Source organism: Streptomyces sp. NPDC007157, assembly GCF_040634235.1.
Taxonomy (GTDB): Bacteria; Actinomycetota; Actinomycetes; order Streptomycetales; family Streptomycetaceae; genus Streptomyces.
Genome location: NZ_JBEYFE010000018.1, coordinates 68785 through 82880, shown reverse-complemented (window position 1 = coordinate 82880; position 14096 = coordinate 68785). Strand labels below are relative to the sequence as shown.

The following is a 14096-nucleotide window of genomic DNA, read 5'->3' as shown; positions in this document are numbered from 1 at the left end:
CTGCGCGTTGACCCCCGCGGGGCGCCGGTAGGGTGGCCCGGTTGTCATATCCATACGTAGCCGCCCGACCCCTTACTACGGAGACCGTGACTACCTCCACAGCTTCTGCCTCCTCGTCCTCCCACCACCTCTCGCCGGCCTTCCCCGGCCGGGCGCCCTGGGGTACCGCCAGCAAGCTGCGTGCCTGGCAGCAGGGGGCCATGGAGAAGTACGTCCAGGAGCAGCCGCGTGACTTTCTCGCCGTCGCCACGCCCGGCGCCGGCAAGACGACGTTCGCGCTGACCCTCGCGTCCTGGCTGCTGCACCACCATGTCGTGCAGCAGGTCACCGTCGTCGCCCCCACCGAGCATCTGAAGAAGCAGTGGGCGGAGGCCGCGGCCCGGATAGGGATCAAGCTCGATCCCGAGTACAGCGCCGGACCGCTCAGCCGGGAGTACGACGGGGTCGCCGTCACCTATGCCGGTGTCGGGGTGCGGCCGATGCTGCACCGCAACCGGTCCGAGCAGCGCAAGACGCTCGTCATCCTCGACGAGATCCATCACGCCGGTGACTCCAAGTCCTGGGGCGAGGCCTGCCTGGAGGCGTTCGAGCCGGCGACCCGGCGGCTGGCGCTGACCGGTACGCCCTTCCGGTCCGACACCAACCCCATCCCCTTCGTGACGTACGAGGAGGGGCAGGACGGGATCCGGCGGTCCGCCGCCGACTACACGTACGGGTACGGCAACGCGCTCGCCGACCATGTAGTGCGGCCCGTGATCTTCCTCTCCTACAGCGGCAACATGCGCTGGCGGACGAAAGCCGGTGACGAGATCGCCGCCCGGCTCGGCGAGCCGATGACCAAGGACGCCGTCAGCCAGGCCTGGCGTACCGCGCTCGATCCGCGCGGTGAGTGGATGCCGGCCGTGCTGCGCGCCGCCGACCAGCGGCTCACGGAGGTGCGGAAGGGGATTCCGGACGCCGGGGCCCTGGTCATCGCCTCCGACCAGGAGTCCGCCCGTGCCTACGCCAAGCTCATCCGTGAGATCACGGGGAACAAGGCCACGCTCGTGCTCTCCGACGACACCGGCGCGTCCAAGCGGATCGACGACTTCAGCGCGAGCGACGACCGGTGGATGGTCGCGGTGCGGATGGTGTCCGAGGGCGTCGACGTCCCCCGGCTCGCCGTCGGCGTGTACGCCACCACCATCTCGACTCCGCTCTTCTTCGCCCAGGCCGTCGGCCGTTTCGTACGGTCCCGGCGGCGCGGCGAGACGGCCTCCGTGTTCCTGCCGACCGTCCCGGATCTCCTGACCTTCGCCAACGAGATGGAGGTCGAGCGCGACCACGCCCTCGACAAGCCGAAGAAGGACGGCGAGGAGGACCCGTACGCGGAGTCCGAGAAGGAGATGGAGGAGGCGAACAAGGAGCAGGACGAGGACACCGGCGAGCAGGAGCAGTTCGCCTTCGAGGCGCTGGAGTCCGAGGCCGTCTTCGACCGGGTGCTCTACGACGGCGCCGAGTTCGGCATGCAGGCGCACCCGGGGAGCGAGGAGGAGCAGGACTACCTCGGCATCCCGGGCCTGCTGGAGCCCGACCAGGTGCAGCTGCTGCTGCAGAAGCGGCAGGCCCGGCAGATCGCGCACAGCCGCAAGAAGCCGGACGACGAGGCCGACCTGCTGGAACTGCCCGCGGAACGGCGGCCCGTCGTCTCCCACAAGGAGATGATGGAGCTGCGCAAGCAGCTGAACACCATGGTCAGCGCGTATGTGCACCAGAGCGGCAAGCCGCACGGGGTGATCCACACCGAGCTGCGCCGGGTGTGCGGGGGGCCGCCGAGCGCGGAGGCCACGGCGGGACAGCTCCGGCAGCGGATCGCCAAGGTGCAGGAGTGGGCTACGCGCATGAGGTAGTCGGTGGGCCGCGGTTGAGCGGGGGCTTGTCGCGCCCACGCGGCGGAGCCGCACATCGACATGGCCTCGCGCCCCTGTGGGCGCGTTATCTGAGCGCAAACCGTCACATACCGAAGTAGTCCGTACCCGAGCGTGACCGGATTCTGGACGGAGGCTTCCGCTCAGCGAACCCCCTTCGCTACTGTCCGCCTACGCACACGCCCCGTGGCAGCGCCGCCGCGGAGCGCAGCCGTGAAGCGACAGGGTCCGGAGCCGCCGGGCCGTCCTGCCGATCGGCGGCCTCTGAAGCGCGTCGCTGACGGGACTCGGCGACGCATCCGCCGCGTCGGAGGCTGCCGACCTCACCACTTAAGGAGTGGGCGTCGTGACCGCGGAGACCTCTCAGACGCTCGACCGGGGCCTCAGGGTCCTCAAGCTGCTGGCCGACACGGACCACGGGCTGACCGTCACCGAGCTTTCCAACAAACTGGGCGTGAACCGGACCGTGGTGTACCGGTTGCTTGCCACGCTTGAGCAGCATGCGCTGGTACGGCGCGATCTGGGCGGGCGAGCCCGGGTCGGCCTAGGGGTACTGCGGCTGGGACGGCAGGTGCACCCGCTCGTACGGGAGGCCGCGCTGCCGGCCCTGCGGTCGCTCGCCGAGGACATCGGGGCGACGGCACACCTGACGCTGGTCGACGGGACCGAGGCGCTCGCCGTCGCGGTCGTCGAACCGACCTGGACCGACTATCACGTGGCCTACCGGGCCGGGTTCCGGCACCCGCTGGACCGGGGGGCCGCCGGGAAGGCGATCCTGGCCGCACGGCACTCGCCGAAGGACGACCCCGGGTACACGCTGACCCACGGCGAACTGGAGGCCGGTGCGAGCGGTGCGGCCGCGCCCCTGCTCGGGGTCACCGGGGTCGAGGGGAGCGTCGGGGTCGTGATGCTGGCCGACGCCGTGCCCGAGCGGGTAGGAGCGCGGGTCATGGACGCGGCGCGGGAGGTCGCGGAGGCGTTGCGCTGAGGGGCCGGCGAGGGGCTGGGGCGAGGGGGGCGGGGCGAGGCCGGGGCGATGGCCTGAAGTGGTTGCCACGTTGCCGCGTTAGATTGACTCCGTGCTCTCACGTCTCACGCGTCTCCAGGCCGTCGCCGTCTGTGCGGTTCCCGTCGTGGCTCTGATCGGTACGGCCGTCTTCGCGCCGTTGCCGTTCTCGGTGGCCCAGCCCGGGATGACGGCGAACGTGCTCGGCGACAACCAGGGCACCCCGGTGATCACCATCTCCGGGGCGCCCACCCGGACGACCGGCGGGCAGCTGCGGATGACGACGATCGAGGCGACCGGGCCGGACACCCGGGTCTCGCTGGGCGACGTCCTCGGCAACTGGTTCCGCACGGACCGGGCGGTGATGCCGCGCGACTCGGTGTATCCGAGCGGCGACAACGTCAAGGAGATCGAGCAGCACAACACCGAGCAGATGGAGCAGTCGCAGGACGCGGCGGCGCAGGCCGCGCTGAAGTACCTGAATCTCGGCGCCGACGAGGTCAAGGTGACCTTGAAACTGGCGGACGTGGGCGGTCCGAGTGCGGGGTTGCTGTTCTCGCTCGGGATCGTCGACAAGCTGGACGGGAACGGCAGCGGGGGCGACCTCACCGGAGGGAAGAACATCGCCGGTACGGGGACCATCAGTGCCGACGGCACGGTGGGGGCCGTGGGCGGGGTGGCGCTGAAGACGCAGGCCGCGCGGCGGGACGGGGCGACCGTCTTTCTTGTGCCGAAGGACGAGTGCGCGGATGCGAAGGCCGAGCTGCCGAAGGGGTTGCGGTTGGTGCCGGTGACCAGTCTCAAGGGGGCTGTGTCCGGCTTGGTCGCGTTGGAGAAGGGGACGAAGGTCCCCAGCTGTTGAGTTGTGGGCGCGGCGCGTGGGGGCTGGTCGCGCCCGCGCGGCGGAGCCGCATATTGATACAGCCCCGCGCCCCCGAAGGCGCGCTGAGCGTGCCGCGTGCCGAGAAGTCCCGTGCCCCTTCAGGGAGTTGCCGGCACCGGAGTCGCAAGGCGCAGGCCGACCTCGACCAACGCCCAGCCGAGCCGCGTGCGGATTTCCTTCTCGGGCTTGGCCTCCTTCGCCAGACGGTACGCCTGCGCCTGCGTGTGCAGTTCCGTCATCCGGTACTGGGCGAGCTGGGTCTGGGTGTGCATGTCGGGCCTCTCAGTCCGTCTCGATGGGGAAGAGGTGCGTGTGGATGCGTACTTGCTCCGACTGCGGGGTGTCCTGGTCGGGGACCCGGTCCCGGTAGCCGTCGATCAGGTCGTGCATCCTGCCGATCAGTTCGACGGCGAGATCCGGTGTGAGCCGCAGGCTCATGTCGCTCATGTCGGTGGCACGGGCCCAGGCCTGTGACCACTGGTCGCGGGTGCCGAGCCAGGCGGACAGCTCGCGGGCATGACGTGCGGCGCCCTCCTGGAGGAACACCTCCGTCAGCCCCCGCACCTCGGGACTCGCGTCCTCGAAGTCGGCGCTGTCGAAGCGGAGGCCCTGGTCCACCGCCTGCCACCACCGCTCCCGGCCCTTGCCGCGCTCGGGGGCGTCCTCGACGAAGCCGTGTTCGGCGAGCTGGCGCAGGTGGTAGCTGGTCGCGCCGCTGGACTCGCCCAGCCGCTCGGCCAGTTGGGACGCGGTGGCGGGACCGTGCTGTCGTAGCGCGTCCAGCAGCTGCATCCGCAGTGGGTGGGCGAGTCCGCGCAGTGAACGCGCGTCCAGCCGACGCTGTTTCCGGTCCTCGTGCTCCGTCATGCGTACAAAGATAGCGATGCAAAGGATGCTTTGCAACGACTCTTTTGCATCGAGTCCTTTGGAACTCCCGGGCCGGCCGTGCTACTTGACGAACCCCTCCGCCTTCATCCAGTCCAGTGCCACCTGGTGCGGGTCCTCCCCGGCCACGTCCACCTTCGCGTTCAGCGTCTGGGCCACCGTGTTGTCCAGCCTCGCCGTCACCGGGTCCAGGACCGTCGCGATCGCCGGCCACTTCTTCAGGGCCTTGGTGTTGATCACGGGCGCCGCGTTGTAGTTGGGGAAGAACTTCCTGTCGTCCCGCATCACCACCAGGTTCATGGACCTGATGCGGCCGTCGGTCGTGAAGACCTCGCCGTAGGTGCAACTGCCCTTCTCCACCTGGGTGTAGATGATCCCGGTGTCCATCTGCGTGATGTTCCTGGCCGGCACGCTCATGCCGTACGCCTTCTCCATGCCGGGCAGGCCGTCGGCGCGGTTGGCGAACTCGCCCTCCACGCACAGGGTCACCGCGCCCGGGTCCGACTTCGCCAGCGCGGCCACGTCCGACAGGGTCCTCGTGCCGTACTTCTTGAAGTTGGCCTGGTTCATGGCCAGTGCGTAGGTGTTGTTGAGCCGGGAGGGCGGAAGCCAGGTCAGGCCGTTGCGCAGGTCGGCGTCGTGGACCGCCTGCCACTGCCGCTGCGGGTCGGGGATGGGGTGGCTGTTGCCCAGGTAGGTGATCCACGCCGTGCCGGTGTACTCGTACATCCCGTCGGCCTCCCCGGACCTGACCGCCTCGCGGGCACCGATCGAGCCCTGGATGCCGGTGCGGTCGAGGACCTCCGCGCCCGCCGCCTCGAAGGCGATCCCCATGATCGCGCCGAGGATCAGCTGTTCCGTGAACTCCTTCGAGGTGACCGTGAGGTGGGCGCCCTTGAGGGGCTCACCGGCTCCGATCGAGCCCGGTGTCACGTCGTCGACCATGGGGGAGCCGCTCGTCAGACCGCAGCCGGCGGCCGGCAGCAGGGCCAGCAGCAGCACCGGCGGCAGCGCAAGCGGTACGCGGAGCCTTCTCACCGGCCCACCTCCAGGCCCCGCGGCCGGAGCAGGATCTCCGCCAGCGAGGCCAGCCAGTCCACCAGCAGGGCCAGGGCCACCGTGAGCACCGAGCCGAGGACCAGGACCGGCATGCGCTGGTTCGTGATGCCGGTGGTGATCAGGACGCCCAGGCCGCCGCCTCCGCCGAAGGTGGCCAGCGTCGCCGTACCGACGTTGAGGACCAGGGCCGTACGGACGCCCGCGAGGATCAGCGGGACGGCCAGCGGCAGCTCCACCTTCCGCAGCACGCCCAGCGGGGACATGCCGATGCCGCGCGCCGCCTCCAGGAGGGTGGGGTCGTTCGCCTTCAGGCCCGCGATGGTGTTGGAGAGGACCGGCAGGATCGCGTAGATGATGATGCCGATCAGGGCCGCCTTCTCGCCGACGCCCAGCCAGATGACCAGGAGGGCCAGCAGGCCGATCGCCGGGGTCGCCTGGCCCATGTTGGCGAAGGCCATCGCCACCGGGGTGGCCTTCCGGAAGGCCCTGCGGGTCAGCAGGATGCCCAGCGGGATCGCGATGATCAGCACGAAGAACGTGGAGATCGCGGTCAGTCTCACCTGCTGCCACAGACATGTGGAGACCTGGCCGTGGGAGAGGGCGTTCGCGGAGATCGTGTCCAGGTGGGCCTGCTGGAACCACAGCCAGGTGGCCAGCAGCAGCGCCACCAGGAACGCCGGCAGGAACGTCAGCTTCCGCCAGGTGATACGGCGGGCCGGCGGGCCCTGCCGCGGCGGCGGGGCCTCCTGTTCCGCCTCGCCCTCGTCGCGGAAGGCGAGGCCCTTGACCTCGTGCTCGCCCTCCGGGCGGGCGTCGGGGGACGTGCTCACGCCTTCTGCTCCCCTCCCTCGCCCTCCTGTTCGGCATGGGTCTGGGCGGCCCGGGCCTCCTCGAGTTCGTGCTGGGCCTCCATCGCCTCCAGGCGGTCGGCCTCCAGAAGCTCGTGCACCGAGTTCATCAGCGTCTCCATGTCGACCACCCCGATGAACTGGCCGCGCCGCCCGGTCACCGCGACCCGGCCCGCGTTGTCGGTCAGCACCGCCTCCAGCGCGTCGCGCAGGGTCGCGTCCCGGGTCACCGTGTCGTGCACCAGCGTGCCGGCGCGGGCCAGCGAGCCCCTGGCCCGCATCAGGTCGCCGCGCCGGAGCCATTTGTAGGGGCGGTCGTGCTTGTCGAGCAGCAGGATCTCGTTCGTACCGCTGCCGCGCAGCTTGTTGAAGATCTCCTGGAGCGGGGTGTCCAGGGTGACCGTCGGATAGTCCCCCATCTCGACGTCCCGGACCCGGGTGAGGTTCAGCCGCTTCAGGGCCGCGCCCGCGCCGACGAAACCGGAGACGAAGTCGTCCGCGGGGTTGGTGAGGATCGCCTCCGGGGTGTCGAACTGGGCGATGTGCGAGCGCTCGCGGAGTACGGCGATCCGGTCGCCGATCTTGATCGCCTCGTCGAAGTCGTGGGTGACGAAGACGATCGTCTTGTGCAGTTCGCGCTGGAGCCTGATCAGCTCGTCCTGGAGATGGTCACGGGTGATCGGGTCCACGGCGCCGAACGGCTCGTCCATCAGCAGCACCGGCGGATCGGCGGCCAGTGCCCGGGCGACGCCCACCCGCTGCTGCTGGCCGCCGGAGAGCCGGCGCGGATAGCGGCCGTGGAACTCGCCGGGGTCCAGGCCGACCAGGTCGAGCAGCTCCTCGACGCGGGCGCGGATCCGGGCCTTCGGCCAGCGGAGCATCTTCGGGACCAGGGCGATGTTCTGGGCGACCGTCATGTGCGGGAACAGCCCGGCGGACTGGATGGCGTAGCCGACCTTGCGGCGCAGCTTCACCGCGTCGATGCCGGTGACGTCCTCGCCGCCGATCCGGATCCGGCCGCCGGTCGGCTCGATCAGCCGGTTGATCATCTTCAGGGTGGTCGACTTGCCGCAGCCGGACGGGCCGACGAAGATCACCGTCTCGCCCGCCCTGATCTCCATGTTCACGTTGTCCACGGCCGGCTGGGGGCTGCCCGGGTAGCGCTTGGTCAGGTTCTCCAGCTCGATCGAGGCCCCATGGGATTCAGTCACGGATCCCCCTCGGAATGGTCAACCGCCCGATCAGGACGTACGCCGCGTCGAACAGCAGCGCGAGGATGATGATCCCGACGGTGCCCGCGAGCACCTGGTTCAGCGCGTTCTTGCTGCCCAAGGAGGCCAGTCCGCGGAAGATCTCGTTGCCGAGGCCGGGACCGGAGGCGTACGCGGCGATCGCGGCGATGCCCATCAGCATCTGTGTGGAGACCCGGATGCCGGTCAGGATCGGCGGCCAGGCCAGCGGCAGCTCCACCCGCAGCAGCCGTGTCAGCCGGGACATGCCGATGCCCCGGGCCGCGTCCACCAGCATCGGGTCGACCCCGCGCAGGCCCACGATCGAGTTCCGCACGATCGGCAGCAGCCCGTACAGCGTCAGGGAGATCACCGTCGGCGGGACGCCGAGGCCCACGACCGGGATCAGCAGACCGATCATGGCGAGGGAGGGGACGGTGAGGATGGTGGCGGTCGCGGTGGTGGCGAGGTTGCCGGCCCACTCGCTGCGGTAGGTGACGAGACCGATCAGCACGCCGATGAGGGTCGCCGCGACCATGCACTGGAAGACCGCGCTGGCATGCTGGTAGGCGTCGGTGAGCAGGGTCTGGTGCCGGTTGCCCAGGTACTCCCAGAAGCTCACGCGCGCTCACCTTCGAACTCCGAGCCGGTCAGGCCGTCCCCTCGCTGTCCGCCGCGGCCTGTTCCACCAGCGGGATGATCCGCAGCGGAACGGGGTTCTCCATGACGATCGCCGTGGAGGCCCGGACAATGCCATCAAAACCGACGACCCGGTCGATCACCCGCTGGAGATCGGCGTTGGAGCGGGCCACCAGCCGGCACAGCATGTCGCCGGTGCCGGTGGTGGTGAGCAGCTCCAGCACCTCCGGCACGGTCGCCAAGTGCGCCCGCACGTCCGGGCCTTGACCCTGCCGGATCTGCAGCGTGGCGAACGCGGTGACCGGGTAGCCGAGGGCCGCCGGGTCCACCTGCGGGCCGAATCCCTGGATCACTCCATTCGACTGAAGCCGGTCGAGCCGGGCCTGCACGGTCCCGCGCGCCACCCCCAGCCGACGGGACATCTCCAGCACGCCGATCCGCGGTTCCCGGGCCAGCAGCACCAGGATCCGCCCGTCCAGATGATCGATCGCCATGCCCGCCTCCGGATGGTCATCCTGCACAGAAAGTCCGCTGCTACGGCCGTACCGCTGAACATATTGCCCAGTGAATACGGGAACTATTGCGCACCTTGTGGGCCAGGGTCACCCTTCGACCATGACGCAGACCACACAGCACGCTCCCGACGCGACCACCCGGCAGGACGACCCCTTCCCGGTCAAGGGAATGGACGCGGTCGTCTTCGCCGTCGGCAACGCCAAGCAGGCCGCGCACTACTACTCCAGCGCCTTCGGCATGCGGCTGGTCGCGTACTCCGGACCGGAGCACGGCAGCCGGGAGACCGCGAGCTACGTCCTGGAGAACGGCTCGGCGCGGTTCGTCCTCACCTCCGTCGTCAGGCCGGAGACCGAGTGGGGCACGTTCCTGTCCCGGCACGTCGCCGACCACGGTGACGGGGTCGTCGACCTGGCCATCGAGGTCCCGGACGCGCGGGCCGCGTACGCGTACGCCGTCGAGCACGGCGCCCGGTCGGTGGCCGAGCCGTACGAGCTGAAGGACGAGCACGGGACGGTGGTGCTCGCCGCGATCGCCACGTACGGCGAGACCCGCCACACCCTGGTCGAGCGCACCGGGTACGACGGCCCGTACCTGCCGGGGTTCGTCGCCGCGTCCCCGATCGTCGAACCGCCCGCCCGCCGCACCTTCCAGGCCGTCGACCACTGCGTCGGCAACGTCGAACTCGGCCGGATGAACGAGTGGGTCGCCTTCTACAACCGGGTCATGGGCTTCACGAACATGAAGGAGTTCGTGGGCGACGACATCGCCACCGAGTACAGCGCGCTGATGTCCAAGGTCGTCGCCGACGGCACCCTCAAGGTCAAGTTCCCGATCAACGAGCCGGCCGTCGCCAAGAAGAAGTCCCAGATCGACGAGTACCTGGAGTTCTACGGCGGGGCGGGCGTCCAGCACATCGCGCTCAACAGCAACGACATCGTCGAGACCGTACGGACCATGCGCGCGGCCGGCGTCGAGTTCCTCGACACCCCCGACTCCTACTACGACACCCTCGGCGAGTGGGTCGGCGACACCCGGGTGCCGGTCGACACCCTGCGCGAGCTGAAGATCCTCGCCGACCGGGACGAGGACGGCTACCTGCTGCAGATCTTCACCAAGCCGGTCCAGGACCGTCCGACCATCTTCTTCGAGATCATCGAACGCCACGGCTCCATGGGCTTCGGCAAGGGCAACTTCAAGGCCCTCTTCGAAGCGATCGAGCGCGAGCAGGAGCGCCGCGGCAACCTGTGAACCGGGGGCCGGGGGCCCGGTGGGCCGTTGGGCGAGCCGCCCTGGCCGGGGCCGACCCGGCACCGCCGGGATCCGCCGCCGTGGCTGATCGCCGCCGTGGCTGATCGCCGCCGTGGCGGAAAGAAACTGACCTCGGTCAGACTTCTCTCCGCCGCGACGGCGCCCGGCCACGACGGCGGTCTCCGGCGGTGCCCGGCTGCCCGTGGGTCACTGTGGGGCCTCTTCGTTCGGTGGCTGGTCGCCCAGGGTGGTCAGGGTGGCTCGGGCCAGCGGGGCCTGCAGCGGGGAGAAGTAGGGGTTGATGCGCAGGGCGTCCTGGAGGTGGCGACGGGCGGACGCGTCCAGGTCCAGGTCGCGTTCGATCATGCCCCGGTGGAAGGCGTACGACGCGCTGCGGACCCCGCCGCCCTTCGTCGAGTCCGTCGCGATCGAGGCGTAGCCCAGCGCCTCCTTGTCGTCGCCGGCCCGGTGCAGCGCCCACCCGAGCGCGTCCGCGACCTCGACGCCGGGCTGCTGCTCCCACTCGGCCGTCAGCCGCTGCACCGCCTCCTCGACATCCCCGTGGTCCGCCTCGTACTGCCCGATCAGCAGCTCGTCGTCGACCCCGGCGTCCACCTCCCGCCGCACCTGCGTCTGCAACAGCGCGTACTGCGTCTCCGCCTGCTGCCCCATCCCCAGCGACTCGTACAACTCGGCCAGCTCCAGGGTGATCCGCGGAGCCGGCCGGTGCGCAAGCGCCCGCTGGTACGCGCTCAGCGCCTCCTGCGTGCGGCCCAGCGCGGCCAGCGCCCGCCCCTGCCCGGCCCGCGCCGCCGACTGGTCGGGGTCCAGGCGCACGGCCGCCGTGAAGTGCCGTAGCGCGTCGTCCCTGTCTCCCCGCTCCCAGGCCAGCTGCCCGGCCTGGGTCAGGTACGCGGCCTGCTCGGCCGGCGTCCCCGCGGCCGCCGCCGCGTCCGTCACCTGCGCCACCGCGTCCTCCCGCCAGCCCCGGTCCCGGTACACGGCCGAAGCCCGTGCCATCACGGCCGGCTTCACGGCCGCCCCGACCTTCAGCGCCATCAGCTTGTCGAGTGCGGACCGGGCCGCCTTGTAGTCGCCGAGCCCGTCGTAGGCGTCGATCAGCGCCGGATACGTCGACCACCGCTTCGGCGCCGCCTTCAGCGCCTCCTCGCCGAACTGCTTGGCCGTCGCGAAGTCCCGGCGCGCGTTCGCCAGCGCGGCGAGACCGGCCAGCGCGTCGGTGTTGCCCTTGCCGGCCACCTGGAGGGAGGTCCGCAGCGCCCGCTCGGCCCGCGGATAGTCGGCGGTGTCGGCGGTCCGGCGCGCCCGCTCCACGTACGCGGCCCCGAGCACCGCCCAGGCCCGCGCGTCCTTCGGCTGCGCCCGCACCCGGCTCTCGCGCGCGCCGATGAGCGTGGTGAGGTCGGGCAGCGCGGCGGGCAGGCCGTCGAGGACGGCCGTCTGCGTCGCCGCCTGGGCCGCGGCCCGCGCCCTCGCCTGGGCCCGGGGCCCGGCCGCCGGGGGCGGCGCGGCGGCGTGGCGCGGCTCCGGCTCGTGCGGCCAGAGCGTCAGCGCCGCGCCGGCCGCCGCCCCGCCCGCCAGCGCGACGACCAGAAGCCGCCGCAGCACCCGGCGACGGCGGCGCGGTGGCCCCGACTCCGTGAGCAACGAGGTGGTGGGCCCTGACGGTCGGTTATCGAGCGCGCACATGCCGCATACTGTGCGTCAATAGGACGACCGTGCCCGGGCGGCCCAAGGAGGGCACCTGTGGGGTTCACACCGATGGCCCCGGGTGCGACGCTGTGATCATGAGCCGTATCGAAGCGCCTCGGGACGAGACCACCGGCAACCTCACCGACCGGCTCCTGGCGGGCCTGCCGGCCGACGCGGTTCTCGTGGACCCCGATGTGACCACCTCCTACGCCAACGACATGGCGAGCTTCTGCCCGGCCGGCGCCCCGGCCGTCGTCGTACTGCCGCGCACGGTCGAGCAGGTCCAGCACGTCCTGCGGGTCGCCACCGAGCTGCGTGTCCCGGTCGTTCCGCAGGGCGCCCGCACCGGCCTGTCCGGCGGCGCCAACGCCACCGACGGCTGCATCGTGCTGTCCCTGACCAAGATGGACCGCATCCTGGAGATCTCGCCGGTCGACCGCATCGCCGTCGTCGAGCCGGGTGTCATCAACGCCACCCTCTCCCGCGCGGTCGAGGAACACGGCCTCTCCTACCCGCCGGACCCCTCCAGCTGGGAGATGTGCACGATCGGCGGCAACATCGGCACGGCGTCGGGCGGGCTGTGCTGTGTGAAGTACGGGGTGACCGCCGAGTACGTGCTCGGCCTGGACGTCGTCCTCGCCGACGGGCGGCTGCTGTCCACCGGCCGGCGTACCGCGAAGGGGGTCGCCGGGTACGACCTGACCCGGCTGTTCGTGGGTTCCGAGGGCTCGCTCGGTGTCGTCGTACGGGCCGTCCTGGCACTGAAGCCCAAGCCGCCGCAGCAGCTGGTGCTGGCCGCCGAGTTCGGCTCCGCGGCCGCCGCCTGCGACGCGGTGTGCCGGATCATGGCGGCCGGGCACGTACCGTCCCTCCTCGAACTGATGGACCGTACGACCGTGAAGGCCGTCAACGCACTCACCCGCATGGGCCTGCCGGAGTCGACGGAGGCGCTGCTCCTGGCCGCCTTCGACACCCCGGACCCGGCCGCCGACCTCGCCGCGCTCGGCGCGCTGTGCGAGGAGGCGGGCGCCACCCAGGTGGTCCCGGCCGAGGACGCCGCCGAGTCCGAACTCCTCCTCCAGGCCCGCCGGTCCTCGCTGGTCGCCCTGGAGGCCGTCAAGGGCACCACGATGATCGACGACGTGTGCGTGCCCCGCTCCCGGCTCGGCGACCTGATCGAAGGGGTCGAGCGCATCGCGGAGAAGCACGGGCTGACCATCGGGGTGGTCGCCCACGCCGGCGACGGCAACACGCATCCCACGGTCTGCTTCGACGCGCAGGACCCCGACGAGTGCCGCCGCGCCCACGAGTCCTTCGACGAGATCATGGCCCTCGGACTGGAGCTCGGCGGCACCATCACCGGCGAACACGGCGTCGGCGTCCTGAAGAAGGAGTGGCTGGCCCGGGAGATCGGGCCGGTGGGCGTGGAGCTGCAGCGGGCCGTGAAGGACGCCTTCGACCCGCTGGGCATCCTCAACCCCGGCAAGCTGTTCTGACCCCACACGGTCCATACGGTCCATACGCCCCGTACGCCCCGTCCGTCGGGGACCTCACTGGGCGAGCAGCTGGTCGAGCGCGCCGTCGATCCCCAGCCGGCCGCCCTCGGTCCCCGGGGGCACCACCCGCAGGGTCCGCTCCAGCCAGGCGGACACCTGGGCGGTCGGCGCCTCCAGGAGGGCGTCTCCGTCGGGTGAACTCAGCGCCATCAGCACGACGCTGCGGCCCTCCACCTTCGTCGGCCACACCCGCACGTCCCCGTGCCCGCACGGCCGGAACACCCCCTCCACCAGCAGGTCGCGGGCGAAGGTCCAGTGGACCGGGGACGCCGAGTTGATGTGGAAGCCGACGTGGACGGCGTAGGGGTCGTCGGAGCGGTAGTTGAGCCGGGCCGCGACCGGGATGCTCCGCTCGGGGGACAGGATGAGCCGCAGCTCCAGTTCGCGCTCCACCACGGTGTGCTGCATGACGTTCGGTTCCTCTCGCTCGGTCGTACGGGCGCCTGTGGCCGGGCCCGTACGAGTGGAGAGGGCGTGGGGCCGTGAGCATTACGCGGGTTCGGGAAATTTTTTCCGCCGGGTCGCAGGGGGCGCACAGGATGCCCGGAAAGGGGCGGGTCCTGCGGGACTGGCGGTGGTGGGCACGCGCGTCTGATAGATGTGGAGC

At 70.9% G+C, this 14096-nt stretch carries 14 protein-coding genes; 5 read left to right on the top strand and 9 right to left on the bottom strand.

What is annotated here, in order from left to right; all coding sequences use genetic code 11:
• Positions 1-86 precede the first annotated feature (86 nt).
• From ABZ642_RS29410 to ABZ642_RS29400, 3 genes are all read left to right on the top strand, one after another.
• Positions 87-1889: a DEAD/DEAH box helicase gene (locus ABZ642_RS29410; RefSeq protein ID WP_360489460.1), complete on the top strand. Its 1803-nt coding sequence runs from the start codon at positions 87-89 to the stop codon at positions 1887-1889.
• 364 nt (positions 1890-2253) lie between these two features.
• Positions 2254-2895, top strand: coding sequence for a helix-turn-helix domain-containing protein (locus tag ABZ642_RS29405; protein ID WP_360489459.1), 642 nt, complete (start codon positions 2254-2256; stop codon positions 2893-2895).
• A gap of 91 nt (positions 2896-2986) precedes the next feature.
• Positions 2987-3775, top strand: a complete 789-nt coding sequence (locus ABZ642_RS29400) for a S16 family serine protease (protein WP_360489458.1) — start codon at positions 2987-2989, stop codon at positions 3773-3775.
• A 119-nt stretch (positions 3776-3894) separates the two neighbouring features.
• On the opposite strand, the gene ABZ642_RS29395 is transcribed toward ABZ642_RS29400, so the two are convergent.
• The 7 genes from ABZ642_RS29395 to ABZ642_RS29365 form a co-directional block, all read right to left on the bottom strand.
• Positions 3895-4068, bottom strand: a complete 174-nt coding sequence (locus tag ABZ642_RS29395) for a hypothetical protein (RefSeq protein WP_360489457.1) — start codon at positions 4066-4068, stop codon at positions 3895-3897.
• Between the two features lie 10 nt (positions 4069-4078).
• Positions 4079-4663: a helix-turn-helix domain-containing protein gene (locus tag ABZ642_RS29390; RefSeq protein WP_360489456.1), complete on the bottom strand. Its 585-nt coding sequence runs from the start codon at positions 4661-4663 to the stop codon at positions 4079-4081.
• Between the two features lie 81 nt (positions 4664-4744).
• Positions 4745-5626 (bottom strand): glycine betaine ABC transporter substrate-binding protein, encoded by an 882-nt coding sequence (locus tag ABZ642_RS29385; protein ID WP_360489556.1) that lies wholly within the window; start codon positions 5624-5626, stop codon positions 4745-4747.
• Positions 5627-5715: 89 nt separating this feature from the next.
• Complete coding sequence (locus tag ABZ642_RS29380; protein WP_360489455.1) at positions 5716-6570, bottom strand: ABC transporter permease; 855 nt, start codon at positions 6568-6570, stop codon at positions 5716-5718.
• Positions 6567-7799 (bottom strand): betaine/proline/choline family ABC transporter ATP-binding protein, encoded by a 1233-nt coding sequence (locus ABZ642_RS29375; RefSeq protein ID WP_360489454.1) that lies wholly within the window; start codon positions 7797-7799, stop codon positions 6567-6569. Before ABZ642_RS29375 ends, ABZ642_RS29380 begins: the two co-directional genes overlap by 4 nt.
• On the bottom strand, positions 7792-8439 hold the full coding sequence (locus ABZ642_RS29370) for an ABC transporter permease (RefSeq protein WP_360489453.1): 648 nt from the start codon (positions 8437-8439) through the stop codon (positions 7792-7794). Before ABZ642_RS29370 ends, ABZ642_RS29375 begins: the two co-directional genes overlap by 8 nt.
• 28 nt (positions 8440-8467) lie before the next feature.
• The gene (locus tag ABZ642_RS29365) at positions 8468-8950 is read right to left on the bottom strand and encodes an Lrp/AsnC family transcriptional regulator (protein ID WP_360489452.1); all 483 of its coding nucleotides are present in this window, start codon (positions 8948-8950) and stop codon (positions 8468-8470) included.
• Between the two features lie 121 nt (positions 8951-9071).
• Between ABZ642_RS29365 and hppD the strand changes: the two genes are divergently transcribed.
• Positions 9072-10220, top strand: coding sequence for a 4-hydroxyphenylpyruvate dioxygenase (gene hppD, locus ABZ642_RS29360; protein WP_360489451.1), 1149 nt, complete (start codon positions 9072-9074; stop codon positions 10218-10220).
• Between the two features lie 207 nt (positions 10221-10427).
• Here hppD and ABZ642_RS29355 read toward each other — a convergent pair whose 3' ends face one another.
• A complete protein-coding gene (locus tag ABZ642_RS29355) occupies positions 10428-11930 on the bottom strand; it encodes a tetratricopeptide repeat protein (protein WP_360489450.1) in 1503 nt (500 codons plus the stop codon).
• 92 nt (positions 11931-12022) lie between these two features.
• On the opposite strand from ABZ642_RS29355, the gene ABZ642_RS29350 reads away from it, so the two are divergent.
• Positions 12023-13429, top strand: coding sequence for an FAD-linked oxidase C-terminal domain-containing protein (locus tag ABZ642_RS29350; protein ID WP_360489449.1), 1407 nt, complete (start codon positions 12023-12025; stop codon positions 13427-13429).
• A gap of 54 nt (positions 13430-13483) precedes the next feature.
• Here the strand turns inward: ABZ642_RS29350 and ABZ642_RS29345 are convergent, their stop codons facing one another.
• Positions 13484-13897: an SsgA family sporulation/cell division regulator gene (locus ABZ642_RS29345; protein WP_360489448.1), complete on the bottom strand. Its 414-nt coding sequence runs from the start codon at positions 13895-13897 to the stop codon at positions 13484-13486.
• Positions 13898-14096 lie beyond the last annotated feature (199 nt).